The sequence below is a fragment of the Micromonospora sp. NBC_00330 genome, assembly GCF_036136635.1.
GTDB lineage: Bacteria > Actinomycetota > Actinomycetes > Mycobacteriales > Micromonosporaceae > Micromonospora > Micromonospora salmantinae.
In genome coordinates this window covers 3450919-3476953 of sequence record NZ_CP108012.1, presented here as the reverse complement: position 1 = coordinate 3476953, position 26035 = coordinate 3450919, and the positions used below count along the sequence as shown (strand labels likewise).

Genomic DNA, 26035 nt, shown 5'->3' with positions numbered 1-26035 from the left:
TGGGTGGTGGCGCTCGGTCAGCCGGCGCTCGGGCTGCTGGCCGGGGTGCCGGAGGCCGAGGGAGCCGGTGCCGCACCGGTGACCGGCTCACCGACCGTGAGGCTCTGGATCGTCACATCGGTGCTGGGCTTGACCTTCGCCCCGGTCCCATTGTCCACGGTCGGGAGGGCGCCGATCTTCTCCACCACGTCCAGCCCGCCGGTCACCCGGCCGATGACCGGGTACTTCGGGTCGGCGGTGGTGAAGTCCTTGAAGAAGACCAGGAACTGGCTGCCGTTGCTGCCCGGCGGGTTGGAGACCATCGCCACCGTGCCCTTCGGGTACGTCGGAGGCTGGCCGGGGGCCGGACTGGCCGACGGCGACGCCGACGGCACTGTCGGCAACTCCTCGTCGTAGAACGAGTAGGTGGGCCCGCCAAGACCCGTGCCGCTGGGGTCGCCGCAGCGCAGCGCGCCCTCGGCGGTGATCTCGTGGCACTTGGTGTTGTCGTAGAACGACCGGCTCGCCAGGTGGGCGATGCTCGCCGCCGCGCACGGGGAGTTGGTCAGGTTCAGTTCGGCGGTGATCGGCGCGCCCTGGTTGGTGGTCACCGTCATCGCCCGGGTGCCGTCGGTGGGCAGATCCTTGGTGGCCGGCGTGCCGACGTCCTTGAGGTTGGTGTTCGCCGTCGCGTCCTGCGGCGTCCAGAGGCAGGTGTCCTCCGCGGCCGTGTTCTGCTTCGGGTCGGAGTCGAACGCCCCGAGTGCCCAGGCTGAGCCGGCCACGACCAGCACGAGGATCAGAGCGGCGCCAACTCCGGCCTGGATCTGCCGTCGGCGCCGCGTCGAGGCGGCCCGGCGAGCCAACTGCCGGTCGAGCTTGGCCCGCGCCAGTTTGCGCTGCCGGTCCCTGCTGGAAGCCACCCGTGCTCCCCTTTCCTCTACCTGGTCGTCGCCGGCGGCCGGTCGCCCCGGCCCGTCCGAGCGTCACGTGTGCCGCGCCACACGCCCGCCAGAGTGTACGGCTAGTGACTGGGAATGTGGTGTACGAGGTCCACCCCGTCCCGAGCAGCGCTTATCGGAGGTTGTCACTGTGCCCCACGGGGCCGGTGGGACGGACGCGGCAAACTCGCTCGGCCCGCCCGATAGGCTGCTGTGCAGGACGACAGCTGCTCGACCGAAAGGACAGCGCCCGTGCTCGTGGCCGGCTTTCCCGCGGACGCCTTCGGCACCAACTGCTACGTGGTTGCCACCGCGCCGGGGGAGCAGTGCGTGGTGGTCGACCCCGGCATCGGGGTGCTCGACCAGCTCGACGCGCTGCTCGCCGAGCACCGCCTGCATCCGGCCGCCGTGCTGCTCACCCACGGCCACCTCGACCACACCTTCTCGGTCGCGCCGGTCTGCGGCGCGCGCGGCATCACCGCGTACGTGCACCCCGGTGACCGGGAGATGCTGGCCGACCCGTCCAAGGGCCTCTCGACCGACCTGACGTCGCTCTTCGGCGGCCGGCTGAGCTACACCGAGCCCGAGGACGTGGCGGAGTTGACCGACGGCGCGACCCTCACGCTCGCCGGCCTGGAGATCGCCGTCGACCATGCCCCGGGCCATACCGGCGGGTCGGTGCTGTTCCGGCTGCCGGGCGCCGGGTCGAGCTGGGAGGCTGACGAGCTGTGCCTCTCCGGTGACGTCCTCTTCGCCGGGTCGATCGGCCGCACCGACCTGCCGGGCGGGAGCATGCCGGCCATGCTCACCAGCCTGCGCGACAAGATTCTTCCGCTGGCCGACGACACCGTCGTACTGCCCGGCCACGGCCCCAGCACCACCATCGGCCGCGAGCGCGCCAGCAACCCGTACCTCATCGAGGTGGCTGATACGTCGCCGGCCGCTCCCACCCGGGGCCTCTAGATCTTCTGTCCGCGCCGCGCGCGGACCCACGACACCACCGCGCTACCGGCGCGGAACCGCAAGGAGTACGCCGATGAGCAAGCCCACGCCCATCTCCGGCTTCCCGGAGTGGACCCCCGGCCAGCGGATGATCGAGCAGTTCGTGCTCGACAAGATCCGGGCCACCTTCGAGCTGTACGGCTTCGCGCCGCTGGAGACCCGCGCCGTGGAGCCGCTGGACCAGCTCCTGCGCAAGGGCGAGACCTCGAAGGAGGTCTACGTGATCCGGCGGCTGCACGCCGACGTCGAGGGTGCCGGTGGTGACGACCAGCTCGGCCTGCACTTCGACCTGACCGTGCCGTTCGCCCGGTACGTGTTGGAGAACGCCGGCAAGCTGAGCTTCCCGTTCCGCCGCTACCAGATCCAGAAGGTGTGGCGGGGCGAGCGGCCGCAGGAGGGCCGCTACCGGGAGTTCGTCCAGGCCGACATCGACATCGTCGACCGGGACACCCTGGCCGCGCACCACGAGGCGGAGATGCCGCTGGTCATCGGGGACGCGCTGCGCTCGTTGCCGATCCCACCGGTGACCATCCAGGTCAACAACCGCAAGATCTGCGAGGGTTTCTACCGGGGCATCGGGCTGACCGACCCTGAGGCGGCGCTGCGCGCCGTGGACAAGCTCGACAAGATCGGCCCGGCGAAGGTGGCCGAGCTGCTGGCCCAGACCGCCGGGGCGAGCGAGGCGCAGGCCAAGGCGTGCCTGGCGCTGGCCGAGATCTCCGCCCCGGACGCCTCGTTCGCCGACGCCGTGCGGGCGCTCGGGGTGAGCGACCCGCTGCTCGACGAGGGCATCGAGGAACTGGTGCGGGTGGTGGACACCGCCGCCGAGCACTCGCCCGGCCTCTGCGTGGCGGACCTGCGCATCGCCCGTGGGCTGGATTACTACACGGGCACCGTCTACGAGACCCAACTGCGCGGCTACGAGCGCTTCGGCTCCATCTGCTCCGGCGGCCGGTACGACAACCTGGCCAGCGCCGGCGCCGTCTCGTACCCGGGGGTGGGGATCTCGATCGGCGTGACCCGGCTGCTCGGTCTGCTCTTCGGCGCGGGGGAGCTGTCGGTCTCGCGGGAGGTGCCGACCGCCGTGCTCGTCGCGGTGACCAGCGAGGAGCACCGTACGGCCAGCAACCGGGTGGCCGAGGCGCTGCGGCGGCGCGGGGTGCCGACCGAGGTGTCGCCGAGCGCAGCGAAGTTCGGCAAGCAGATCCGCTACGCCGAGCGGCGTGGGATCCCGTACGTCTGGTTCCCCGGTGCCGACGGAGCGCCGGACGAGGTGAAGGACATCCGCTCCGGTGAGCAGGTCACGGCCGGTGCGGGGGAGTGGACGCCACCCCTGGGAGACCTCAAACCCACTGTCGGTTGAGTGTCCCCACTGGCGCTGACGGCCACGGGGACCTACGGTAGCGTAAGTTACGCCACCGTAGGGAGTTTCTCGTGACCGTCAGCACCACAGTCAGTCAGACCGCGCTGCTCGTCGAGTTGGAGCCGGTTGTCGCACGCAACCTGGACCGCCACCTCTCGCTCGCCAAGGAGTGGTTCCCGCACGAGTACGTGCCGTGGAGCGAAGGGCGGACCTTCGACGGGCCGCTCGGCGGCGAGGCGTGGTCACCGACCGACTCCACCATCCCGGACGTGGCCCGCACGGCGCTGATCGTGAACCTGCTGACCGAGGACAACCTGCCCTCGTACCACCACGAGATCGCCACCCTGTTCGGTCGCGACGGCGCGTGGGGCACCTGGGTGCACCGGTGGACCGCCGAGGAGGGCCGGCACGGCGTCGCGATCCGCGACTACCTGACAGTCAGCCGGGCGGTCGACCCGGTGGCGTTGGAGCGGGCCCGGATGACGCACATGTCGGAGGGCTACACCAACGCCCACGGCGACGAGGTGCTGCACTCGCTGGCGTACGTCTCGTTCCAGGAGCTGGCCACCCGGATCTCGCACCGCAACACCGGCAAGGCCACCGGTGACCCCACCTGTGAGGCGCTACTGGCCCGGGTGGCCGCCGACGAGAACCTGCACATGGTCTTCTACCGCAACCTGCTCGCGGCCGCGTTCGAGCTGGCTCCGAGCCAGGCCATGCGGGCCGTCGCCGACGTGGTGGCCGACTTCCAGATGCCGGGCAGCGGCATCGACGGGTTCGCCCGCAAGTCGGTGGCGATCGCCCTGGCCGGCATCTACGACCTGCGCCAGCACCGCGACGAGGTGCTGCAGCCGGTCCTGCGCCAGTGGGACGTCTTCAACGTGACAGGTCTCAACGCCGACGGCGAGGCCGCCCGCGAGCAGCTTGCCGCCCAGATGGAGAACCTGGACCGCGCCGCGAGCCGCTTCGAGGAGAAGCGCGACGCAAGAGCCGCCCGCCTAGCCCTCCGCTAACCCCCACCCCACCCCCACCCACCCACCTTGCTCGCGTTGATCAAGAGGTTTCGGTCACCGGAGGCCGGTTTCCTGACGCAAACCTCTTGATCACCGCAAAGAGGGCGGGGGCGTGGGAGGGGGATAGGGGGCGGGGTTAGGGGAGGGGGAGCAGGAGGCAGGTGCTGGTGGCGTGGGCTATCAGGCGGTCGGTGACGTCGGTGATGCGGGCCTCGGCCAGGGCCGTACGGCGGCCGCGTTGCAGCACCGTGCCCTCGCAGCGCAGGGTGCCGCTGTCGACGGTGACCGGGCGGAGGAACTTCACGTTGAGGTCCAGCGAGGTGTAGCCGACGCCGGCGGGCAGCGTGGTGTGCACGGCGCAGCCCGCGGCGGTGTCCAGCAGGGTCGAGAGCACGCCACCGTGGACGCTGCCGAGCGGGTTGTAGTGGAACTCCTGCGGAGTCAGCTCGACGACGACCCGGCCCTCGTCGGCTTCCATCCTGGTCATGTCGAGAAGGTGCATCACCGGCGGCGCGGCCAGCTCGCCGGCGATCATCGCCCGGAGCATGTCCAGACCGCTGCGTCGACCGACCTGGGCGGCGTTGACCGACGGGTCCGCCCAGGTGAAGGTACGGCTGCGCACTGGTTCCTGCGTCTGCGTCATGGACGCAGCCTGGCAGCAGGTTGCTGAGTCTGTCAACGAGATCTAGCCTGGTCGGATGCGACCCGCGGCTCTGGACTGGTCAGTGGAGAACTGCACCATCGCCCGAGCGATGGAGGTCCTCGGTGAGCGGTGGACCCTGGTGGTGCTCCGCGAGGTGTTCACCGGCGTACGCCGCTTCGACGACATGCGGGTACGCACCGGCATTCCCCGCCAGGTGCTGACCAACCGGCTCGCCAGCCTGGTGGAACAGGGCGTGCTGAGTCGCGAGCCGTACCGGGAGCCCGGCAGTCGGCTGCGCCACGAGTACCGGCTCACGGAGAAGGGCCTGGATCTGTGGCCCGTGCTGGTCGCCGTACTCGGTTGGGGCGACCGGTACCTCGCCGACGCCGAGGGCCCGCCGCTCAGTGTCACGCACCGCGACTGCGGCGCCGAGGTGCGCGCCGAACTGCGCTGCGCCGATGGGCACGACGTGGGTCGGCCCCGCGACGTGGTACCCAGTCCGGGCCCCGGCGCCCGTCGCCGTACCCCCTGACCCGAGCCCGCCGCACTCCCCGACACCCGTCGCCGTCGCCTTTCGCCCGCTGCCCGCTGCCCGCCGCCCGTCGCCCGTCGCCCGCTGCCCGCCGCCCGCCGCCCGCCGCCCGTCGCCCGTCGCCCGTCGCCCGTCGCCCGTCGCCCGCCGCCCGTCGCTCGCCGCCCGTCGCTCGGCCCCGTGCCGTCCCGGGGTGCCGCGCGCCCGACGCCCGGTGCGGGAAGGCATCGATGATCGTGCGCGTCGAAAGTGGGACGGATGTCGGTCGGGTGTGACGGTGGCTGTTCGCCAGCGTGTCGGGGGTGTTGCGGCCGTGCGACCAACCGGGATCGGTGAATCCGGGCGAATCCAAGCCTTGTTAATGATCTTAAGTATGTGAATACTTCAGTCTCAGTCGGCCGGTTTCCCCAGATCGGCCGGGTTGCCCTCGGGTCAGCCGCCCCCGGCCAGACCCGCTCCCCCGCCCAGGAGGTTGTTACATGCGACCCACGAGGTCCTCATTCCGCGTTGCGGCCACAGTCGCCGTTTCCGGAACCCTGGTTGTCGGCTCGCTCATCGGCGCGCCGGCTCAGGCCGCTCCCGCCGCGTCGCCCGACACCGCCGCCGCGATCTCCGCGGAACTCGGCGACCGCTCCGCCGGCTCGTACATCGACGCCAGCGGCAAATCCGTCGTCACGGTCACCGACGCGGCCGCCGCCAGCAAGGCGAGCAAGGCCGGCGCCGTCGTCCGCTACGTCACCCGCGGCGCCGCCGAGCTCAACCGGGCCACGGCCGAGCTGGAGCGCTCCGCCAAGATCCCGGGCACCGCTTGGTGGAGCGACCCGGTCACCAACCAGGTCGTCGTCTCCGTCGACAGCACCGTCACCGGTGCCAAGCTGGAGCGGGTCAAGGCCGCCGCAGCGCGGGCCAACGGCGCGGTCCGGGTCGAGGCCGAGGCGGGCGTGCTGAGCACCCGGATCTCCGGCGGCCAGGCCATCTACGCCGGCGGGGGCGGGCGTTGCTCGCTCGGCTTCAACGTGCGCAGTGGCAGCACCTACTACTTCGTGACGGCCGGGCACTGCACCAACATCTCGGCCAGCTGGTACTCGAACTCCGCCCAGACCGCGCTGCTGGGTACCCGTACCGGCACCAGCTTCCCGGGCAACGACTACGGCATCGTGCGGCACAACAACTCGGCCAACGCCGCCGGCAACGTCTCCCTCTACAACGGCAGCTTCCGGGACATCACCGGCGCCGGCAACGCCTCCGTCGGCCAGTCGGTGCAGCGCTCCGGCAGCACCACCGGCCTGCGCAGCGGCACGGTGAACGCGACCAACGCCACTGTGAACTACGCCGAGGGTTCGGTCTCCGGTCTGATCCGCACCAACGTCTGCGCCGAGCCGGGCGACAGCGGCGGCTCGCTCTTCGCCGGCGGCACCGCCCTGGGTATGACCTCCGGTGGTAGCGGCAACTGCCGCACCGGTGGCACGACCTACTTCCAGCCGGTCACCGAGGCGCTCAGCCGCTACGGCGTCAGCGTCTTCTGATCCACGCATCGCTCGCGGGCCGCCGGAACACTCCGGCGGCCCGCGTCGCGTTGACCGCCACCGAACCCTGCCGACGCCGGGCGACCGGAACGGTCAGCCGGGGCCGGACGGCCCCGATCGCCGTCGGGAGAGCAGCACGGCGGCCAGCGGTACGCCCGCCTCGGCGGCCGCCGCCAGCCGCTCGGTCAGCCCGATCCATGCCCCGTCGGTGAAGAGCTCGACGGCGAACCAGCCGACCAACCCGAGGAGGACCACCGCCGCCGCGAGCGCCAGCCGGCGTACGAAAGCCGGCGGGTGGCGGTGCTCCCGGTCGAGGGACGGGCGCGCGCGACGGGGCACCGCCAGGGCCGGCCAGACGGCCAACGCTCCGAACGCCACACCGGCGGCCACTGCGTGTGTCGTCGAGTCACCGGCCGGGCGCTGCGGGAACGCGGCCACGACCACTGTCGCCAGCCCGCCCAGCGCGAGCAGCGCTCGGCCCGCCGGCGCGGCGCTGACCAGGCCGAGCGCGGTCGTCAGGTGGCAGAGGCCCAATCCGGCCAGCCCGATCGTCATGATCCAGCGATGGTCCGTACCCGTGGCGGCGAGCGTGCTGATGGTCTGCCGCACCGGGTCGAATCCGCCGGACTGGGCGCTCTGCGCCAGGGTCCAGCCGCCGACAAGGAACAGTGGTGCGCCGCCGGCTGACAGCAGGGCCCAACGGGGAACGGCAGACATCCGGCGATCGTAACGATGCGAGACCGGCGCTGTTCCCGCGCCGCGTGCGCGGGCTGACCGGCCGACGGTGCGGACGCTCGAGCAGACGCGGGCGACGGAAAGATCAGACGGGCCGCCGACTCACGGCAGCCGGTCGGGGCGCCCGGAAGTAGGCCCGGTCGGTGGTCCGAGCGGATCCGGGGGTACGACGCCGAGGGTCGGCAGGTCCGGGCCGACGCGTACGGTGCCGCCGGTCGACCAGGCGAGGTGCGCCCGCCGGGCGGAGAGGACCGCCAGCAGCGGCCAGAGGGAGACGGCCACCGCCGTCACCCGCTCGGCCAGCCCCGTGCGGGACCCACTGGTCACCTCGAACGCGCACCAGCCGAAGAGCGCGAGCAGCACGAGCGTGGCGCTCAGCCCGACCGCCCGGCGGAACGCCCAGGGCGGCTCCGGTCGGGTGGGGTGCTCGGTGTCGTGGCCGCGCGGCAGCCGCAGTGCCGAGCCGGCCGGCCACAGCACCAGGGCGAGGACGGCCACCGTCGCCGCGACGCCGTGGCTGAGCGAGCCGCCGACCGGCGGCCGGGGAAAGGCGACCAGCGCGATGGTTGCCACGCCACCGATCGCGAGCAGGAAGCGGCTGGGCAGCCCGGCCGCGTGCAGGACGGCGGCGACCGACAGGTAACAGCAGCCGAGCAGCACCAGGGCCACCACCATGATCCAGGCGTCGGTGGCGTCCTGTCCTGCCAACTCGCTGATGGTGTCCCGGACCGGGTCGTACCCGACGGGCTGTCGGGCCTCCGCCACCGTCCAACCGGCCACCAGCAGCGCTGGCGCCGCCGCCGCCGTGGCGACGGCCCAGTTCGGTACGGGCCGCATTTCGCCACGTTAACCGGCGCGGCTGCCGGGGGAGTCGGGTTCGCCGGTCCACCCCACCAGCGAATCGTGCCGGCCTGCCGGGTGCCCGGAGGCGGGGCGGCCACCCCTGACAGAATGCGGGTGAGGACTGTTCCACGATGAGGAGTTGCCAGCCGTGATCCGTACCCACAATGCCGGAAGCCTGCGCGCCGCGGACGCCGGCTCGACGGTGACGCTCGCCGGCTGGGTGGCCCGCCGGCGCGACCACGGCGGGGTCATCTTCGTCGACCTGCGCGACGGTTCCGGTGTTGTCCAGGTGGTGTTCCGCGAGGAAGATGCGCACGCGCTGCGCAACGAGTTCTGCGTGAAGGTCGTCGGCGAGGTGACCCGCCGCCCGGCCGGCAACGAGAACCCGGAGCTGCCCACCGGCGAGGTCGAGGTGACAGTCGTCGAGCTGGAGGTGCTCTCCGAGGCGGCGCCGCTGCCGCTGCCGGTGGACGACCAGATCGAGGCCGGCGACGACATCCGACTCCGGTACCGCTACCTGGACCTGCGTCGCAGCGGCCCGGCGAACGCGCTGCGGCTGCGCTCGCGCGCCAGCCACCTCGCCCGGGGTGTGCTGCACGAGCGGGACTTCCTGGAGATCGAGACGCCGACGCTGACCCGCTCGACGCCGGAGGGCGCCCGCGACTTCCTGGTGCCGGTGCGGCTTCAGCCCGGCAGCTGGTACGCGCTGCCGCAGTCGCCGCAGCTGTTCAAGCAGCTGCTGATGGTCGGTGGCATGGAGCGGTACTACCAGATCGCCCGCTGCTACCGCGACGAGGACTTCCGCGCCGACCGGCAGCCGGAGTTCACCCAGCTCGACATCGAGATGTCCTTCGTCACCGAGGACGACGTGATTGACCTCGGCGAGGCGATCGTCTCGACGCTCTGGAAGGACCTGGCCGGGCACGAGATCTCCGGGCCGATCCCACGGATCACCTGGCACGACGCGATGGCCCGGTACGGCTCGGACAAGCCGGACCTGCGCTACGGCGTCGAGCTGACCGAGCTGACCGAGTACCTGCGCGGCACCGAGTTCCGGGTCTTCGCCGGGGCGATCGACGCGGGCGGCTACGTCGGCGCTGTGGTGATGCCGGGCGGCGCGGCGCAGAGCCGCAAGGAGCTGGACGGCTGGCAGGACTGGGCGAAGGCGCGTGGCGCGCGCGGCCTGGCGTACGTGGTGCTGGACGCCGAGACCGGCGACGCGCGTGGCCCGGTGGCGAAGAACCTCTCCGCCGAGCACCTGGGTGGGCTCGCCGACGCGGTCGGCGCCAAGCCGGGTGACGCGGTCTTCTTCGCCGCGAGCGCCACCACCCGGGAGGCGCAGGAGCTGCTCGGGGCGGCCCGCGTCGAGATCGCCAAGCGGTCCGGCCTGATCGACGAGAGCGCCTGGGCGTTCTGCTGGGTGGTCGACGCGCCGATGTTCGAGCGCACGGACGAGGGTGGTTGGACGGCAGTGCACCACCCGTTCACCTCGCCGAACTCGGAGTGGGTCGACCGGTTCGAGGAGGCTCCGGACCGGGCCCTGGCGTACGCGTACGACATCGTCTGCAACGGCAACGAGATCGGCGGCGGGTCGATCCGTATCCACCGGGGTGACGTGCAGAAGCGGGTGTTCGACCTGCTCGGCATCACTCCCGAGGAGGCGCAGGACAAGTTCGGCTTCCTGCTGGAGGCGTTCAAGTACGGCGCCCCGCCGCACGGCGGTATCGCCTTCGGCTGGGACCGGGTCTGCATGCTGCTCGCCGGCGCGGACTCCATCCGTGAGGTCATCGCCTTCCCGAAGACCCGGGGTGGCTTCGACCCGCTGACCAGTGCACCCACCCCGATCACCGCCCAGCAGCGCACCGAGGCCGGCATCGACGCCAAGCCCAAGCCCGCCGCCCTGCCCCACGCAGGAACGGCCGGCCCCGCAGCCCCGGTAGCAGACCCCGTCTGACCCCCCGCCCTCCCGCTCATCGCTTGGTTGATCAAGAGGTTTGCGTCATCATCGCCCCGCGAGATGACGCAAACCTCTTGATCGTCAGTGGGGGAGTGGGCTGGGATGCGGGTGCTTGTTGTCGGGGGTAGTGGGTTACTCGGGCGGTCGGTTTGTCGGCGGGGCGTCAGCGCCGGGTGGTCGGTTGTGGGGACGTTCTACTCCGGTGAGGTCGCGGTGCCGGGAGTCGCGGCACGACGGCTGGACGTGACCGACCGGTCCGCCGTGCGCGCGCTGGCCGCCGAGGTGCGGCCGGACGCCGTGGTCGGGACCCCCTATCGGTACGGCGACTGGGCGGTCACCGCCGACGGGGCAGCGCACGTGGCGCTCGCCGCCGCCGAGGTGGGTGCCCGGCTGGTGCACGTGTCCAGCGACGCGCTGCACGCCGGACGGCCCGTGCCGTACGCCGACGACGAACCACCCACGCCGGTGCACGCGTACGGTGCCGCGAAGGCGGCTGCCGAGACCGCCGTACGGGCGATCGACCCGGGCGCGGCGCTGGTGCGGACCTCCCTGATCGTGGGGGAGGGCAGCAAGCAGATCCAGCTCTGCCGGGACGCGCTCGCCGGCCGGGCCACCCTGTTCAGCGACGAACTGCGCTGCCCGATCGACGTCACCGACCTGGCCGACGCCGTGCTGGAACTGGTCGCCTCGACGTACGCCGGCGTGCTCAACGTGGCCGGCCCGGACGCGGTCAGCCGGGCCGAGCTGGGCCTGCTGGTCGCCGAGCGGTACGGCCTGGACCCCGCCGGGTTGAGGACCACCACCAGCGCGGCCACCGGTCTGGTCCGCCCCCTGGACGTACGCCTCGACTCCGCGCGCGCCGCCGCCCTGCTCCGCACCCGGCTGCGCGGGGTACGCGAACTCCTCGCCAACTGAGCAGACCGTTCCACACTTTCTATGCACAACTCTTGTGCATAGAAAGTGTGCAGAGATAGTGTGCAGCCATGGAGAACCCCCCACCCGACGGCGGCACCGCGCCGCGGCGCGTCGATCTGGACGGCCGGCAGGTTCGCGTGCTGGCCCACCCACTGCGGATGCGGCTGCTCGGTTCGCTGCGTATCGACGGCCCGGCGACCGCGACGGCCCTCGCCGAGAAGTTGGGCACCAACACCGGCGCGACCAGCTACCACCTGCGGCAGCTCGCCGAGGTGGGGCTCGTGGCCGAGGATCCCGACCGGGGCACCAGTCGGCAGCGTTGGTGGCAGGCCGCGCACGACATGAGTCACTTCGACCCCACGGACTTCGACGAAGACCCGGATACCCGCGCCGCCGTGCAGTGGATCCAGGCCGACCAGGTGCGGCTCATGGGTGAGTTGGCCGAGCGCTGGATGGCCGTCGAGCACCACCAGTCTCCGGCCTGGCGCGACGCCGCCGGGATGAGTGACCTGGTGCTGCCGCTCGACCCGGACCGACTACGTGCCCTCAGCGACGACCTCTGGGCGGTGCTGATGCGTTACCGCGACGAAGCCGCGACCGATGCCCCGGACGTCAAACCCGTGCACGTGTTCCTGGCCGGCTTCCCACGTCTGGACGAGCGCTGGTGAGCGCGAGGAGTGAGCCGGGTTTGCGAGCCCCGCAGTCGCGAACGGAAGGTGGCCTGGTGAGCGCGAGGAGTGAGCCGGGTTTGCGAGCCCCGCAGTCGCGAACGGAGGTGTCGTCGTGAGCGCGCTGACCGTACGTCAGGTTCGGCGTCGTTACCTCACGCTCTACGGTCTGCGCTGGCTGCCCACGGGTCTGATGATCCCGGTGATGATCCTGCTGATGCAGGAGCGCGGCCTGTCGTTGCCGCAGATCGGCCTGGTCTCCACGGCGCAGGGGCTGCTGGTGCTGGCGCTGGAGTTGCCCACCGGCGGGCTCGCCGACGCTCTCGGTCGCCGACCGGTGCTGCTCGCCGCCGGGGTGCTGAACCTCGCTTCGCTGGCGCTGTTCGCGGTGGCCGACTCGTTCTGGCTGTTCTTCGTGGTCTGGGCCTTGCAGGGCGTCTACCGGGCGTTGGACAGCGGCCCGTTGGAGTCCTGGTACGTCGACGCCACCCTGGCCGCCGACCCGCAGGCCGAGTACGAGCGTGGTCTCGGCTATGCCGGCACCGTCATCGGTGGGGCCATCGGCGGTGGCGCGCTGCTCAGCGGTGGTCTCATCGCGCTCGGCCCGATCGGGCCGGTCACCGCGCTCACGGTGCCCGTGTTGGCAGCCATCGTCGCGCAGGCGGCGGCGCTCGTCGCGCTGGTCGTGCTGCTTGTCGAAGAGCGTCCGGCCACGGGGTTCGCAGCGCTGCGGGCCTCGGTGGTCCAGGCGCCCCGGATGATCGGCCAGGCCGTCGGCCTGCTGCGTCGTTCCCGGGTGCTGCTGGCGTTGGTGACCGTCGAGCTGTTCTGGGGCTTCGGCATGGTCACCTTCGAGTCGCTGCTGCCGGTCCGGCTCGCCGAGGTGATCGGCGACCCGGAACGCGCCGCGGCGCTGCTCGGGCCGGCGAACTCGGCAGCCTGGCTCGCCTCGGCCGCCGGCGCGGCACTGACCCCACTGCTGCTGCGCTGGTTCGGCGCCGCACCGGGTGCGGCAGTGCTGCGCATCCTCCAGGGCGTGACGGTGATCGGGATGGGGTTGTTCGCCGGGCCGGTCGGCGTGCTGGTGGCCTATCTGGCCTGCTACGCCGTGCACGGCGCGTCCAACCCGTTGCACAGTGGGCTGCTGCACCGGCAGGTCGACGGCCCGTACCGGACCAGCGTGCTCTCGCTGAACTCGATGATGGCGGCACCGGCCGGCGCGCTCGGTGGGGTGGTGCTCACCGCGATCGCCGCCGCTGCCAGCGTCAGCACCGCGATGGTGGTCGGCGCTGTGGTGTTGGCCGTCGCCGCCCCGCTGTACCTGCCCGCCTGGCTGGCCGGCCGTCGGGCCGCCCCGGCCGTCGAGCCGACTGCGGTTCCGGTGTCCGCCGCCGACCGTTGAGCAAGGGGCCCCTTGTCCGCAAGGGGCCCCTTCCCGCGTCAGGCGAGGCGGATCGAGCTGAGCGGGAGGGTGTTGGTGTAGCCGAGCCGACGGTAGAGCCGCCCCGCGCCGACATTGTGCGTGTAGACGCCGAGCCCAACAGTGTCGTGGCGCGCCAGCAGCGCCCGGGTCATCCCCGCGGTCAGGGAGGCGCCCAGCCCTCGACCTCGTTGGTCGGGGGCGACGGTCAGGCCGGCTAGGAAGCCGATGTCACCCTGGCTGCGGTCCGCGCCGCACGCCACCAACCGGTCGCCGGCCCGGATGCCGTACCAGTCGACCACCCGTGGGTCGCCCGGTCGGGAGGTGCTGCTGGGGAACGACTCCTCGACAAGCGCCGCCAGCGCCGGCTGGTCGGCGTCGGTGAGGCGTACCACCGGCTGCTCGTCCGACTGTGTCGGCGGCACCATGTCGGTCCAGTGGAAGTCCCAGTCGCTGTGCTCGGCCACCGCCAACCGGCTGGCCAGCAGTGCGCGATCGTGTCGAGGCAGGTGCAGTCGCTGTCCGGGCTGGAGCATTCCGTCGGCGGCGAGCGCGACACAGATTTCCAGCGCCGGTTCGGCCGGGCCGATCGCGCAGCCGGCCGGGCCGTACTCCGGCGGCACCAACCACACCACGGCGCCGTCGCGCCGGTACGCGCGCGCCGGCACGGCCCGCCCGAGCGCGTGACGGGCGAACGGGTGATGGCCGACGGCGGCCAGGATGGCGCTCCGGTCCTGGAGCACCCGGTCGTCGATGATCATGCGGTCCAGCCTAGGAGCCGAGTGTCGATTGCCTCCGCCGGGCCCTCGCGGCGTAGCCATCTCCACCGTGGAGATTGGCGAGTCGACCGATTGGGTACATCACGCGCCGACCTACTGGGAACCCCCACCGGAGGACCGACATGCTCGCCATTCTCGCGGCCATCGTTTTTGGCTTTGCCCTGCTGCTCGACCTGCTCGGCACCGACTTCGGAGCACCCGACCTGTTCAACTGGAACACCCTCGTACTCATCGGGTTGCTTCTCCTCTCGCTCTACCTGGCCGGCGTGGGCAGCGGCCCGCGCGGCGGCGGCGGCGGTGGCGGCGGCCGTTGGTACCGGGGCCGTCGCCCCGGGCGTGGCTGACCGGAACCGATCACCGGTGGCGGGCCCGCGGCGCGATTCCGGCGTCGTGGGCCCGGCCCGGTACTGTCTTCGTGATGGAGTCCGACGCCCTCTTCTCCCTCGGTGAACCCGCCGGGTCGCGCAGCGCGCCCGACGGTCCCGCCGGTGTCGACGGCTTCACCGCGGTGGCCGACGATTCGCCCCTGCCCGTCCGGATGCGCCCGGTGACCCTCGACGAGCTGGTCGGGCAGGAACACCTCCTCGCCCCCGGCGCACCCCTGCGGCAACTGGTCTCCGGCGGGGCTCCGATGTCGGTGATCCTCTGGGGTCCGCCGGGTAGCGGCAAGACCACCATCGCGCACCTGGTGGCCGGGGCCACCGACCGCCGCTTCGTCGCCATGTCGGCGCTCTCCGCCGGCGTGAAGGACGTCCGGGCGGTGATCGAGGCGGCGCGCCGTCAGCGTCGTTCCGGCGGCCCGCAGACAGTGCTCTTCATCGACGAGGTGCACCGGTTCAGCAAGACCCAACAGGATTCGCTGCTCGCCGCCGTCGAGGACCGCACTGTCACCCTGCTGGCGGCGACCACCGAGAACCCGTACTTCTCGATCATCTCCCCGTTGCTGTCGCGATGCGTGCTGCTCACCCTGCAACCGCTTGACGACGAGGCGGTGCGGGGCCTGCTGCGCCGCGCGGTCGCCGACAAGCGTGGCCTGGACGGCGCACTGGCCCTGACCAGCGAGGCTGAGGACCACCTGGTCCGGCTGGCCGCCGGTGACGTCCGTAAGGCACTCACCGCCCTGGAGGCGGCGGCGGCCTCCGCCACGGCCCTCGGCGGCGGGCGCATCGACCTCGCCACCGCCGAGCAGGCCGTCGACGTGGCGGCGGTGCGCTACGACCGCGACGGCGACGCGCACTACGACGTGGTCAGCGCCTTCATCAAGAGCATGCGCGGCTCGGACGTGGACGCGGCGGTGCACTGGCTGGCCCGCATGCTTGTCGCCGGTGAGGACGCCCGGTTCATCGCCCGTCGTCTGGTCATCTTCGCCAGCGAGGACGTCGGCATGGCCGATCCCGGGGCGCTGAGCGTGGCGACCGCCGCTGCGCACGCTGTCGAGTACGTCGGGTTGCCCGAAGCGCAGCTCAACCTCGCCCAGGCGGTGATCCACCTGGCCACCGCGCCCAAGTCGAACTCGGCCACCACCGCGATCGGCGCCGCCATCGCCGACGTCCGGGCCGGTCGCGGTGGCCCGGTGCCGCGAGGGCTGCGCGACGCGCACTACGCCGGCGCCCGAGGGTTGGGCCACGGGACCGGCTACCGCTACCCGCACGACGACCAGCGCGGCGTGGTCACCCAGCAGTACGTCCCGGACGACCTGGTGGGCACCGACTACTACCAGCCCAGCCCGCACGGCGCGGAGCGGTCGGTGGCCAGCCGGTTGCCGGTGCTGCGCCGGATCGTGCGTGGTCTGCCGGCTCCGGCCGCGCGCCCGCAGACGCCGACAGCCGAGCCGTCCGTAACGGCGCAGACCGCGCCAGCGCTATCCCCGGGGGTCGACCGTCCGACGACGGGCACGGGTGCCCCCGGCACGATGCAGGACAGCGGCACCGACGCCGCAGGAGAGGGTCAACAGTGAGATCGCGTGGTGGGGACCGCCCGGACGAGGGCCCGGACGAGGGGCGCGATCCCCGCGCCAAGACCCGCCGTTGGGGTCGCGGCCGGCCGGCTGAGCCCGAGCCGGAGGAGCCGGTCGCCGGCGAGGAGTTCGGCTGGATCGACGACCTGCGCTCGGCCAAGCAGCAACGCACCGAGCTGGGCCCGGACGGCGCACCGGCCGAACCGAACCGGCCCCGTGGGGGCATGCCGCCGGCAGACCCGGCCGGGCCGCCGGCACAACCGGCCCCTCGTACGCCGGGCGAGCCGGCCGGTGCGCGCGGCAGTGCGCCGGAGTCCTCGGCACCGCCGGCCCCGCGCCAGAGTGAACCGGGCGGTGCCGCCCCCGCCCGTCGACCGGTCGACGGGCCCTGGCCCGGGGAGACGCCGCCAGCGGGTCGTCGCCCGGACAACCGGCCACCCGCCGCCGGCCCCGCACCCGGGCAGCCGCCGCGCCGCGGCGTGCAGCCGGTGCCCGGCGCCCGCGCCGCCGTACCACAGTCGCCACCCACCGCTCGCCCGAGCGGGGGTGACCCGGCCGGCGCGCAGGGGCCTCGTCCGGCACCCGACGCGCCCGGCGGCCCCGCCCGTGCGCGCGGTGCGGCCGCCCCTCCCGGCCCACCCGTGGGCCCACCGACCTCAGGCCCCCCGGCTGGTCGTCGCCCGGACGCACCCGCTTCGCCGGCCCGTCGTCCGGACGCCGCCGTTCCGCCGGGCCGTCACCAGGACCCCGCCGCACCCGGCGGTCATCCCGACGCCATGCCGCCGCTGCGCCGTCCGGATGCTGGCCCGCCGGTCCGCCGACCCGGCCCGGAGCAACCTGTCCAACCCGGCCGTGCCCGGCCGCCCGCCGACGGCACGCCCGCCGGTCGCCGCGCCGCCGGTTCGGCACCCGACCCGGCGCGGGTCGCCGGAGCACCCGCCGCCCCCGGGCCGGCCCGATTCGACGGCGCTCCCGCTGGCGTCGTGCCGCCGGCCGCGGACGGCCTGCGGCCCGACCCCGCCATCGACCGTGACCCGCGTACCGCCCGGCGTCGTCCGGGCCCGGCCGACCCGGGTGCGCCCGAGCCCGCCGGGCGCGCGTCCGAGGGTCCCCGTCCGACAGCCGGCGGGCGTCGCCGCGCCGCGGAACCCGACGAGCCGGTGGTGCCCCGCTCGGGTAACGCGCCACCGGTGCCCCGCTCGGGCAACGCGTCGTCGGTGCCCGAGGCGACCGGCGCGCACAGCGGCGCCCTACCCACCACCGGCCCCGCCGACGGCACCGGTCGCCGCCGGGTCGTCTCCGACGAACCGGAACGCCGAACGCCGCCCGGCGGCGAATCCCGCCCGGACCGGCCGGACCGCCCGGAGCGGCCCGCGGACTGGCTCCGCCAGGCCGGCCGCCTGCCACACACCGACCCCGGCCTGCCCGTGGTCAACCGCCGAGACGGCAGTCCGCCGGCCGGGGGTCGCCGTCCGGCGCCGCCCACCGGAGCGGGAGACCTCACCGACCAGGCGTCCGGTCGGATCGCCGTGCCCGACCCGGCCGCGGAACGGCCCGCCGCCCGCCGGCCCGCCGGCCCGCCGGTCGACCCTGGCGCGGACGCACCGACCGGTCGGCGCGCCGTCCGGCCCGACGCGTCGGGATCCACCGGAGAGCAGGCCCTGACCTACCCCCCGCCGCCCGGTGAACGGCCCGCCCGTGGGCGAGGCGCTGCGGCCGTACCCACTCCGGACGTCACCGGCCAGCGCGGCCGTGCCGTGGCGGGGCCCGGCCCGGACGCACCGCCCGCAGCGGATCCGACCGGCCGACGACGGCGCGGACCGGCCGAGCCCGGCCCCGACGGTACGGCTGTCCCCGGTCGACCGGGGCCCGCTAACGACCACGGCGACGACCCCTACGCCGGTGGTCGACCCGGCGTCGGTCCCGCTGCTCGGGGCGCCGCCCGCTCCGTCCCACCCGGCCGGGCCCGCCCCATCCCCGGCGACGCGCCGGCACCCGGCACCGGGCGTCGTGGCGCTGACGGCCCACTGCGTCCCGGCCCGGGTGGCGAGGCGGCACCCCGGGACACGACCCGTCCGGACGGTCCGGCTCGCGCGGCGGTGCCGCCGGGTGCGGATGGTCCGCCACGTTCCCGTCCGGACGGTCCGGCTCGTGCCGCCGTCCGCCCACCCGGCGGGCAGCCGCCAACCGACGACCGGACGACCGGTGAGCCCGGGCCGGCCCGTGGTGCTGCGCCGACCGGGCGACCCGCCCCGGCCGACCGTGCCGCCGGACGTGCCCTGCCTCCGAATCGGGAGCCCGGCCGTGCCGAGCCGAGCGGTGTCGCCCCCGTGCCGCCGCCCGGACGCCCCGGCGAGCCGGTCGGCGTGGCCCGCGCCGCCGCCGCGGTGCCCGCCGTGTCCGGCCCGGTGGACCGGCCGGAACCGGAGCCCGCCGACGGGCCGGCGCTGCGCTCGGCCGGTCAGGACGCGCCGGACGACGACGCCGCACCGGGCGCCCGTTCCGAGGAACGCCGGCAGACCCGTGAACGACGTCGCCTGCGCGCGGCGGTGTTGGCACTGGTCAGCGTCGTGCTGCTCGGCGCGGTGCCGCTCTTCTTCGGCATCCGGACGCTGAGCCGTGACCCGGTCTTCGACAACCTGGACCAGCTCGGTGTGCCCGCCTGGGCGGCCGCGAAGACTGTCGACGACGTCAGCGGCAGCCGCTGGTGCCTGCTCGACTGCCGGCTGCGAGAGCGCACAGTGACCTCGGAGAAGGCGCCCAAGGAGACGGCGCAGGTCTACGAGGACGCGCTGCGCCGCGACGGGTGGCAGCCGTGGAAGGTGAGCCGCTGCCCGGAGCAGCAGACGAAGGGCAGCTACACCTGCTGGCGTCGCGACGAGTTGACCCTCGACCTGTGGGTGCGCGAGCCGACCTGTGTGCCGCCGCCGGTGGACGGCGAGCCGGCGGTCGTGCCGTCCGGCGACCCGTCGGCCGCTGCGACCGAGTGCACCGGCTCGTTGGTGTCGGTGAAGGTGCGCAACGCGATCGACGACGAGCGGACCAGGCCACAGCCGACGACCGACCCGTCACTGACCGGTGAGGATCCGTTCCCGACGGTCAGTGCGGATCCGCTGGGTGAGGAGACACCCTCACCGTCCTGAGCCGGTCTCCATCACGGACGGTAGGGTCTGGGGCTGGCGGGCACGCCCGCTACCGGTGACCGCCGACGGCTCGGCGGCCGGTACGGGTGGCATGGTTGTGCGTTCCGGGGACGTCGGGTCCTGCGGAACTCTGCTTGAGGAGGACAGGCGTGGGCGACATTGGAGCGATCGCGGCGCTGATCGCGGCATCCGCGTTCGCGGTGCTGGTGCTCATCCTGACGCTGCCCATCCTGCGGCTGCGGCACACGGTTGACGCCACCACCCGCATGATCAACGACCTGAACGATCGGACCGCGCCGCTGCTCGGTGACGTGAACACCACAGTGAAGAACGTCAACACCGCGCTGGAGCAGGTGCAGATCTCGCTCGACGGTGTGAACCTCCAGCTGGCGAAGGTCGACACCATGACCAGCCACGCGCAGAACGTCACCGCCAACGTCGCCAACCTGGCCACCGTCGTCTCCGCCGCGGCCGCCAACCCCCTGGTCAAGGTGGCCGCGTTCGGCTACGGCGTGCGTAAGGCCGCCGCCGGCCGCCGGCACGCCGAGACCGAGCGCGAGGTACGCGACACCATCAAGCAGCAGCGACGGGCCGCGCGACGCGGCAACAGCTGACCGACCCGGCGCACCAGGAGGTAGCGGGACATGAGGCGCTTGTTCTGGCTCGGCATCGGGGTGGCCGTCGGTGTGATCGTGGTCCGCAAGGCGACCCGGACCGCGCAGGCGTACACGCCGGCGGGCATCGCCAGCTCGCTGACGGAATCCGCTGGCGGGCTCGTCGAGTCGCTGCGTAGTTTCGTGGAGGACGTCCGGGTCGGGATGGCCGAACGCGAGCAGGAGATCCACCACGCGTTCGCCCAGGGCGAGGCGTTCGACGACAAGTTCGCCGACCTGCGGGAAGACCCGCGAATCGGCGATCGAGAAATCTTTCCGGAGGAACACCAGCGATGAAGACGGCGGAGATCAAGCGGCGGTACCTCGCGCACTTCGAGGCGAATGGCCACACCGTGGTGCCGTCCGCTCCGCTGCCCGCCATCAGCGACCCGAACCTGCTGTTCGTCAACGCCGGCATGGTGCAGTTCGTCCCGTACTTCCTGGGTCAGCAGGCGCCCCCGTACCAGCGGGCGGTCAGCGTGCAGAAGTGCATCCGCACCCCGGACATCGACGAGGTCGGTAAGACCAGCCGGCACGGCACGTTCTTCCAGATGAACGGCAACTTCTCCTTCGGGGACTACTTCAAGGCCGGCGCGATCCCGCTCGCCTGGGACCTGGTCACCAAGTCGCAGGCCGACGGCGGGTACGGGCTGGACCCGGAGCGCGTCTGGCCGACGGTGTACCTCGACGACGACGAGGCGTACGAGATCTGGCGGTCGGTGGGGGTGCCCGCCGAGCGGATCGTGCGCCGCGGCAAGGCGGACAACTTCTGGTCGATGGGCATTCCCGGGCCGTGCGGTCCGTGCTCCGAGCTGTTCTACGACCGGGGCCCGGAGTACGGCCGCGAGGGCGGCCCGGCGGTCGACGAGGACCGCTACATGGAGTTCTGGAACCTCGTCTTCATGCAGTTCGAGCGGGGTCCGGGCACCACCAAGGACGACTACCCGATCCTGGGCGACCTGCCGGCGAAGAACATCGACACCGGCATGGGCCTGGAGCGGATGGCCTCGATCCTGCAGGGTGTCGACAACCTGTACGAGATCGACGAGGTCCGGCCGATCCTGGCCCGGGCGGCCGAGCTGACCGGTAAGCGGTACGGCGCGCACTCCGGGCATGTGGCCAGCGAGTCGCACCCGGACGACGTCCGGCTGCGGGTGATCGCCGACCACGTGCGTACCGCGTTGATGCTGATCGGCGACGGCGTGACCCCGTCCAACGAGGGTCGCGGGTACGTGCTGCGCCGGATCATGCGCCGGGCGATCCGGTCGATCCGGCTGCTGGGCTGGCAGGACCGGGCGCTGCCCGAGCTGCTGCCGGTGGCCCGGGACTGCATGGCGCCGTCGTACCCGGAGCTGGCGACCGACTTCGACCGGATCGCGGATTACGCGTACGCGGAGGAGGAGGCGTTCCTGTCCACCCTGCGGGCCGGCACCACGATCCTGGACACCGCGATCGCGGAGACCCGCACGGCGGGCGGCTCCGCGCTGTCCGGGGCGAAGGCGTTCCAGTTGCACGACACCTACGGCTTCCCGATCGACCTGACCCTGGAGATCGCCGCGGAGCAGGGCCTCGCTGTCGACGACGAGGGGTTCCGGCGGCTGATGGCCGACCAGCGGACCCGGGCGAAGGCGGACGCTCAGGCCCGCAAGACGGGGCACGTCGACCTGTCGGCGTACCGGTCGGTGCTCGACGCGGGTGGTCCGGTGACGTTCACCGGGTACAGCGAGGTGTCGCGTGAGTCGACGGTGCGGGCGCTGCTCGGCGCCGACGGCCCGCGTCAGGCGGCGACCGAGGGCGACACCATCGAGCTGGTGCTGGACACCACCCCGTTCTACGCCGAGGGCGGTGGGCAGCAGCCCGACCAGGGCATGATCACGGTCGGTGGCGGCCAGGTCGAGGTGCTCGACGTGCAGCAGCCGGTGCCCGGTCTGATCGTGCACCGCGCCCGGGTGATCCGGGGCGAGGTACGCGCCGGTGAGGCCGGCTTCGCCGAGATCGACACGACGCGGCGTCGGGCGATCTCCCGGTCGCACACCGCCACGCACCTGGTGCACCAGACGATGCGCAACTTCCTCGGTGAGTCGGCCACGCAGGCCGGGTCGCTGAACGCCCCCGGTCGGCTGCGGTTCGACTTCAACACCCCGACCGGGGTGTCGCCGAGCGTCCTGCGCGACGTGGAGCAGCAGGTCAACGAGGTGCTCCTGGCCGACCTGGAGGTGCACGCCTTCATCACCTCGTTGGAGGAGGCGCGGCGCATCGGCGCGATGGCGCTCTTCGGCGAGAAGTACGGCGAGGAGGTGCGGGTCGTCGAGGTGGGTGACTACGCCCGGGAGCTGTGCGGTGGCACGCACGTGGCCCGTTCGGCCCAGCTCGGCCTCGTGAAGATCCTCTCCGAGTCGTCGATCGGCTCCGGTGTCCGCCGGGTCGAGGCGCTGGTCGGCATGGACGCCTTCGGCTTCCTGGCCAAGGAGCACCTGTTGGTCTCCCGGCTGGCGGAGATGTACCGGGTGCCAAACGATCAGGTCGCCGACCGGGTGGAGCAGACCGTCACCCAGCTTCGGGACGCCGAGAAGGAGCTGGAGAAGCTGCGCGCCCAGTTGGTGCTGGGTGGCGCGGCGGCGCTCGCGGCGCAGGCCAAGGACGTGCGCGGGGTCGCGTACGTGGGCACCGAGGCGCCGGAGGGCGCGGCCGGCAACGACGTGCGCACCCTGGCCCAGGAGATCCGCGGCAAGATCGACCCGGCGCGGCCGGCGGTCGTGGCGGTGGCGGCGCGGTCGAACGGCAAGGCGTCCCTGGTGGTGGCGGTCAACGCGGCGGCGCGCAGTCGGGGCCTGGCCGCGTCGGATCTGGTGAAGGCGGCGTTCTCCGGGCGCGGAGGTGGCAGCCCCGACCTGGCCCAGGGCGGCGGTCTGCCGGCGGCCGAGGCGCCGAACCTGCTGCTCACCGTCGAGAAGGCGATCACTGAGGCGTGATAGATCATCACTGTGAGTCAGGGCGGGCCGATTGGTCCGCCCTGGTTCGTACCCGGCCGGTGGTGACCGTCGGTGGCTGAGCTGACGCGTGGTGTGCGGATCGGCGTGGACGTCGGTCAGGTGCGGGTGGGCGTCTCCCGCTCGGATCCGGACGGGATCTTGGCAACGCCGCTGGTCACGCTGGCCCGCGATCTCGCGGCGGCGCCGGACACGGTGCCGAGCGACCTCGCCGAGCTGGCCGCGTTGGTCGCCGAGCACGAGGCCGTCGGGGTTGTCGTCGGCCTTCCGGTCAATCTCGCCGGCAAGCATGGTCCTGCGGCCGTCCATGTGAAGGCGTACGCTGACCGACTGGTCGATGTGATAGCGCCTGTCCCGGTAACGCTCACTGACGAGAGGATGTCGACCGTGGTCGCTTCTCGTAGGCTTGCCGAGCGTGGCGTCCGAGGTAAACGTCAACGTGCGGTTGTCGATCAGGCGGCCGCGGTGGAGATCCTGCAGAGCTGGCTGGACGCGCAGCGGAGGCGGACGTAATGATCGACGATCTGGATCTTGGGTTCGACGAGCCGGAGCGGGGGGAGAAGGGTCGGCATCGGCGCAGCTTCCGCAAGAGCAAGGGCGGGTCCGGCGGCGGCGGTGGCCGGGGCAAGACATTCCTGGCTCTGCTGATGGCCCTGCTCCTGTTGGGCGGCATCGGCGGCGGCGCGTTCTACGGCTTCGACCGCATCCAGAACTACTTCGTCACCCCCGACTACGACGGCAGCGGGACCGGTGAGATCACCGTCGAGATCAAGGGCGGCGCGCTGCTCGCCGACATGGCCGACGCCCTCGTCGCGGCCGACGTGGTGAAGAGCCAGAAGGCGTTCATCGAGGCGGCCGAGGCCAACTCGCGCAGCAAGAACATCCAGCCGGGCACGTACAAGCTGCGCAAGCAGATGAGCGGCGCGAGCGCCGTGACCGCGATGCTCGACCTGAAGAACAAGATCGTCAACGGGCTGACCATCCCCGAGGGCCGCACGAGCTTCAACATCTACAAGCTGCTCTCCGAGAAGACCAAGATCCCGGTCAAGGACTTCCAGGCCGCCGCGAAGGACCCGGAGGGGCTCGGCGTCCCGGACTGGTGGTTCAAGCGCGGTGACGGCAAGAAGAGCGTCAAGTCCGTCGAGGGCTTCCTCTTCCCGGACACCTACGAGATCCCGCCGAAGTCCACCGCCGAGAGCGTCCTCAAGCTGATGGTGAACCGCTTCCTGTCGGTGACGGGGGAGATGAAGTTCGCCGACCGGGTGCAGGAGGAGCGGGGCGGCGTCAGCCCGTACGAGGCACTGATCGTGGCCTCACTGGCCCAGGCCGAGGCGGGCAACAAGGACGACCTCGGCAAGGTCGCGCGGGTGGCCTACAACCGGGCGTACGGCGAGTTCCCGTGCAGCTGCCTGGAGATGGACGTCACCGTCAACTACTACCTGGAGTCGATCGGCAAGCCGACCAAGTCGTCCAAGCAGATGACCGAGGCCGAGCTGAACGACCAGAAGAACCCGTACAACCGCAAGCTGCGCGGCATGATCCCCACCCCGATCAACAACCCGGGCAAGCAGGCCCTGGAAGGCGCGATGGACCCGCCGCCGGGCAAGTGGCTCTACTTCGTGGCCATCGACAGGGAAGGCCACTCGGAGTTCGCCGAGACCTACGAGCAGCAGAAGCGCAACGAGAACAAGGCCCGGGAGGCCGGCATCATCTGACCGTGCCGGCCGGGTTGGCTTGTCGAACGTCGTGACCCACTGTCACGCCGGGTTGGTTGGCGATAACGCATTGATCAAACGTTGTCCTCTCCTCCTAGACTGCTGTTGTCCTAATCGACAGCCATGAGAACGGGGAGTGGTCGTGTCTACGAAGAGATGGACAGCGAGAGCCGGAGCAGTCGCCTCGACGGCTATGGTCGTGCTTGCATTCGCGGCGGTGCCAGCCCAGGCCGCGGTGGTCAGCAAGAGCACTACCGGCGCCGCTGGGCGGGCTGTGTACGTCAAGAATGGTGACTGGGACCTCTTCGCGCGGGATCCCCTGACCGACGGCCACTGCGCTCGTTGGCAGGAGCGCGTCCCGGGCGGCAGCACCTGGTCCTGGAAGGGCAACTCAATCTGTACCTCAGCGGAGGGCTGGGCGGCGTACGCGCGGTCGGGTTACTCCTACCGGATCTGCCGCACCGGCATCGGCAACTGCTCCTCCGTAGCCACTCTTCCCTGATCTCGGCGAAGAGCTGGCTGGAGCCGGTCGATGACCCCGGGCTCGTTAGCCGGCGTCAGCTAATGGAGTAGCCGGCAGCAACAAACACGAGGCTCCCTTCCCATTGCGACCGCATTTATGGCCGCTGTGGGAAGGGAGCCTCTACGTATCAGCCTTGCCGCGCAATTACTGCGTCATTGTCAGTGACTCGTGCCGGTCCAGGTGCCGGTGCGCGGGTTGAGGAACGTCCACACGCCGTTGCTGTTCTGCTTGCGCAGGCCGAACGTGCGGTTGTAGCCGTAGTAGAAGTAGCCGGTCTGGGTGCTCGTGTCGAAGCCGGTGTTGCGGTTGACCGCGCCGTACGCCTCACCCCAGGTCTGCGGCCCGACCGACCCGTCGATGCCGACGTTCATCACGTCCTGCCAGGTCCTGGTCTTGGCGGCGGTGTTGGAGCCGTACTCCCCGTCGATGAAGCTGGTGCCGACGGTGCCGCTCAGGTCGTCGGCCCAGACGATGGCCTGCCAGAGCCGCACGATGTTGCCGCTACGGACGCAGGAGCTGGACTGGCACAGCTGGTGGTTGTCGGACCAGCTGTTGGCTGCGGCGTCCGCCCGCGCGGGAGCTGCGGTCATCAGCGAAAGACTGAAAACCGCGGCAATCGCGATAAGGGCACGGAGAATGCTTTTGTTCAAGGTTTCCCCTTTTTCGATCGGCGCTTCCGTCACCGGAATGCTTTCACCAACGTCGATGGGGGTCAAGCGAATGACCCGGTCGCCCGAG

General features: G+C 72.1%; 24 protein-coding genes. 18 read left to right on the top strand and 6 right to left on the bottom strand.

Annotation, left to right across the window (positions count from 1 at the left end; genetic code table 11):
• Positions 1-17 precede the first annotated feature (17 nt).
• Positions 18-902: a peptidylprolyl isomerase gene (locus OG598_RS15555; protein ID WP_328655093.1), complete on the bottom strand. Its 885-nt coding sequence runs from the start codon at positions 900-902 to the stop codon at positions 18-20.
• Positions 903-1172: 270 nt separating this feature from the next.
• Between OG598_RS15555 and OG598_RS15550 the strand changes: the two genes are divergently transcribed.
• The 3 genes from OG598_RS15550 to OG598_RS15540 all read left to right on the top strand — a co-directional run bounded on the left by OG598_RS15550 (position 1173) and on the right by OG598_RS15540 (position 4298).
• Entirely contained in the window at positions 1173-1883 is a 711-nt protein-coding gene (locus tag OG598_RS15550) for an MBL fold metallo-hydrolase (RefSeq protein WP_328655092.1), read from the top strand.
• 73 nt (positions 1884-1956) lie between these two features.
• Entirely contained in the window at positions 1957-3285 is a 1329-nt protein-coding gene (gene hisS, locus OG598_RS15545) for a histidine--tRNA ligase (RefSeq protein ID WP_328655091.1), read from the top strand.
• Between the two features lie 71 nt (positions 3286-3356).
• A complete protein-coding gene (locus tag OG598_RS15540; protein ID WP_238679798.1) occupies positions 3357-4298 on the top strand; it encodes an acyl-ACP desaturase in 942 nt (313 codons plus the stop codon).
• A gap of 136 nt (positions 4299-4434) precedes the next feature.
• Here the strand turns inward: OG598_RS15540 and OG598_RS15535 are convergent, their stop codons facing one another.
• Entirely contained in the window at positions 4435-4941 is a 507-nt protein-coding gene (locus OG598_RS15535) for a PaaI family thioesterase (RefSeq protein WP_328655090.1), read from the bottom strand.
• A 55-nt stretch (positions 4942-4996) separates the two neighbouring features.
• Here OG598_RS15535 and OG598_RS15530 point away from each other — a divergent pair, with 55 nt between their 5' ends.
• On the top strand, positions 4997-5473 hold the full coding sequence (locus tag OG598_RS15530) for a winged helix-turn-helix transcriptional regulator (RefSeq protein WP_112677957.1): 477 nt from the start codon (positions 4997-4999) through the stop codon (positions 5471-5473).
• Positions 5474-5952: 479 nt separating this feature from the next.
• Complete coding sequence (locus OG598_RS15525; protein WP_328655089.1) at positions 5953-6999, top strand: S1 family peptidase; 1047 nt, start codon at positions 5953-5955, stop codon at positions 6997-6999.
• 93 nt (positions 7000-7092) lie between these two features.
• Here OG598_RS15525 and OG598_RS15520 read toward each other — a convergent pair whose 3' ends face one another.
• Together OG598_RS15520 and OG598_RS15515 are read right to left on the bottom strand one after the other, a co-directional pair.
• Entirely contained in the window at positions 7093-7716 is a 624-nt protein-coding gene (locus OG598_RS15520; protein ID WP_328655088.1) for a DUF998 domain-containing protein, read from the bottom strand.
• A gap of 120 nt (positions 7717-7836) precedes the next feature.
• On the bottom strand, positions 7837-8571 hold the full coding sequence (locus OG598_RS15515) for a DUF998 domain-containing protein (RefSeq protein WP_328655087.1): 735 nt from the start codon (positions 8569-8571) through the stop codon (positions 7837-7839).
• Between the two features lie 154 nt (positions 8572-8725).
• Here OG598_RS15515 and aspS point away from each other — a divergent pair, with 154 nt between their 5' ends.
• The 4 genes from aspS to OG598_RS15495 all read left to right on the top strand — a co-directional run bounded on the left by aspS (position 8726) and on the right by OG598_RS15495 (position 13519).
• Positions 8726-10531 (top strand): aspartate--tRNA ligase, encoded by a 1806-nt coding sequence (gene aspS, locus OG598_RS15510; protein WP_328655086.1) that lies wholly within the window; start codon positions 8726-8728, stop codon positions 10529-10531.
• A 105-nt stretch (positions 10532-10636) separates the two neighbouring features.
• Entirely contained in the window at positions 10637-11449 is an 813-nt protein-coding gene (locus tag OG598_RS15505) for an SDR family oxidoreductase (RefSeq protein ID WP_328655085.1), read from the top strand.
• Between the two features lie 68 nt (positions 11450-11517).
• Complete coding sequence (locus OG598_RS15500) at positions 11518-12117, top strand: helix-turn-helix domain-containing protein (RefSeq protein ID WP_328655084.1); 600 nt, start codon at positions 11518-11520, stop codon at positions 12115-12117.
• Between the two features lie 115 nt (positions 12118-12232).
• Complete coding sequence (locus OG598_RS15495) at positions 12233-13519, top strand: MFS transporter (RefSeq protein WP_328655083.1); 1287 nt, start codon at positions 12233-12235, stop codon at positions 13517-13519.
• Positions 13520-13557: 38 nt separating this feature from the next.
• On the opposite strand, the gene OG598_RS15490 is transcribed toward OG598_RS15495, so the two are convergent.
• On the bottom strand, positions 13558-14298 hold the full coding sequence (locus tag OG598_RS15490; protein WP_328655082.1) for a GNAT family N-acetyltransferase: 741 nt from the start codon (positions 14296-14298) through the stop codon (positions 13558-13560).
• A 140-nt stretch (positions 14299-14438) separates the two neighbouring features.
• Between OG598_RS15490 and OG598_RS15485 the strand changes: the two genes are divergently transcribed.
• The 9 genes from OG598_RS15485 (at position 14439) to OG598_RS15445 (ending at position 25276) form a co-directional block, all read left to right on the top strand.
• Complete coding sequence (locus OG598_RS15485) at positions 14439-14660, top strand: hypothetical protein (RefSeq protein WP_210784931.1); 222 nt, start codon at positions 14439-14441, stop codon at positions 14658-14660.
• Positions 14661-14734: 74 nt separating this feature from the next.
• Positions 14735-16273 carry a replication-associated recombination protein A gene (locus OG598_RS15480; RefSeq protein WP_328655081.1) on the top strand — a complete coding sequence of 513 codons (1539 nt, stop codon included), beginning with the start codon at positions 14735-14737 and terminating at the stop codon, positions 16271-16273.
• A gap of 2447 nt (positions 16274-18720) precedes the next feature.
• The gene (locus tag OG598_RS15475) at positions 18721-19416 is read left to right on the top strand and encodes a hypothetical protein (RefSeq protein ID WP_328655343.1); all 696 of its coding nucleotides are present in this window, start codon (positions 18721-18723) and stop codon (positions 19414-19416) included.
• Between the two features lie 149 nt (positions 19417-19565).
• Positions 19566-20030, top strand: coding sequence for a DUF948 domain-containing protein (locus tag OG598_RS15470; RefSeq protein ID WP_124823092.1), 465 nt, complete (start codon positions 19566-19568; stop codon positions 20028-20030).
• Between the two features lie 30 nt (positions 20031-20060).
• Positions 20061-20366, top strand: coding sequence for a hypothetical protein (locus OG598_RS15465; RefSeq protein WP_091401860.1), 306 nt, complete (start codon positions 20061-20063; stop codon positions 20364-20366).
• Positions 20363-23041 (top strand): alanine--tRNA ligase, encoded by a 2679-nt coding sequence (gene alaS, locus OG598_RS15460; RefSeq protein WP_328655080.1) that lies wholly within the window; start codon positions 20363-20365, stop codon positions 23039-23041. Before OG598_RS15465 ends, alaS begins: the two co-directional genes overlap by 4 nt.
• 72 nt (positions 23042-23113) lie before the next feature.
• Positions 23114-23572, top strand: a complete 459-nt coding sequence (ruvX, locus tag OG598_RS15455; protein WP_328655079.1) for a Holliday junction resolvase RuvX — start codon at positions 23114-23116, stop codon at positions 23570-23572.
• Positions 23572-24774, top strand: coding sequence for an endolytic transglycosylase MltG (gene mltG, locus OG598_RS15450; RefSeq protein WP_328655078.1), 1203 nt, complete (start codon positions 23572-23574; stop codon positions 24772-24774). Before ruvX ends, mltG begins: the two co-directional genes overlap by 1 nt.
• 193 nt (positions 24775-24967) lie before the next feature.
• Positions 24968-25276, top strand: coding sequence for a hypothetical protein (locus OG598_RS15445; protein WP_328655077.1), 309 nt, complete (start codon positions 24968-24970; stop codon positions 25274-25276).
• Between the two features lie 179 nt (positions 25277-25455).
• Here the strand turns inward: OG598_RS15445 and OG598_RS15440 are convergent, their stop codons facing one another.
• Positions 25456-25887, bottom strand: coding sequence for a peptidoglycan-binding domain-containing protein (locus tag OG598_RS15440; RefSeq protein ID WP_112700037.1), 432 nt, complete (start codon positions 25885-25887; stop codon positions 25456-25458).
• Positions 25888-26035 lie beyond the last annotated feature (148 nt).

Excerpts from the sequence above, each read along its gene's own strand:
- OG598_RS15445 (WP_328655077.1), top strand. The coding sequence starts at position 24,968 with ATGGTCGTGCTTGCATTCGCGGCGGTGCCAGCCCAGGCCGCGGTGGTC.
- alaS (WP_328655080.1), top strand. The coding sequence starts at position 20,363 with ATGAAGACGGCGGAGATCAAGCGGCGGTACCTCGCGCACTTCGAGGCG.
- OG598_RS15530 (WP_112677957.1), top strand. The coding sequence starts at position 4,997 with ATGCGACCCGCGGCTCTGGACTGGTCAGTGGAGAACTGCACCATCGCC.
- OG598_RS15500 (WP_328655084.1), top strand. The coding sequence starts at position 11,518 with ATGGAGAACCCCCCACCCGACGGCGGCACCGCGCCGCGGCGCGTCGAT.
- OG598_RS15440 (WP_112700037.1), bottom strand. The coding sequence starts at position 25,887 with ATGACCGCAGCTCCCGCGCGGGCGGACGCCGCAGCCAACAGCTGGTCC.
- mltG (WP_328655078.1), top strand. The coding sequence starts at position 23,572 with ATGATCGACGATCTGGATCTTGGGTTCGACGAGCCGGAGCGGGGGGAG.
- hisS (WP_328655091.1), top strand. The coding sequence starts at position 1,957 with ATGAGCAAGCCCACGCCCATCTCCGGCTTCCCGGAGTGGACCCCCGGC.
- OG598_RS15515 (WP_328655087.1), bottom strand. The coding sequence starts at position 8,571 with ATGCGGCCCGTACCGAACTGGGCCGTCGCCACGGCGGCGGCGGCGCCA.
- OG598_RS15535 (WP_328655090.1), bottom strand. The coding sequence starts at position 4,941 with ATGACGCAGACGCAGGAACCAGTGCGCAGCCGTACCTTCACCTGGGCG.
- OG598_RS15465 (WP_091401860.1), top strand. The coding sequence starts at position 20,061 with ATGAGGCGCTTGTTCTGGCTCGGCATCGGGGTGGCCGTCGGTGTGATC.
- OG598_RS15490 (WP_328655082.1), bottom strand. The coding sequence starts at position 14,298 with ATGATCATCGACGACCGGGTGCTCCAGGACCGGAGCGCCATCCTGGCC.
- OG598_RS15485 (WP_210784931.1), top strand. The coding sequence starts at position 14,439 with ATGCTCGCCATTCTCGCGGCCATCGTTTTTGGCTTTGCCCTGCTGCTC.
- OG598_RS15520 (WP_328655088.1), bottom strand. The coding sequence starts at position 7,716 with ATGTCTGCCGTTCCCCGTTGGGCCCTGCTGTCAGCCGGCGGCGCACCA.
- OG598_RS15525 (WP_328655089.1), top strand. The coding sequence starts at position 5,953 with ATGCGACCCACGAGGTCCTCATTCCGCGTTGCGGCCACAGTCGCCGTT.
- OG598_RS15480 (WP_328655081.1), top strand. The coding sequence starts at position 14,735 with ATGGAGTCCGACGCCCTCTTCTCCCTCGGTGAACCCGCCGGGTCGCGC.
- OG598_RS15505 (WP_328655085.1), top strand. The coding sequence starts at position 10,637 with ATGCGGGTGCTTGTTGTCGGGGGTAGTGGGTTACTCGGGCGGTCGGTT.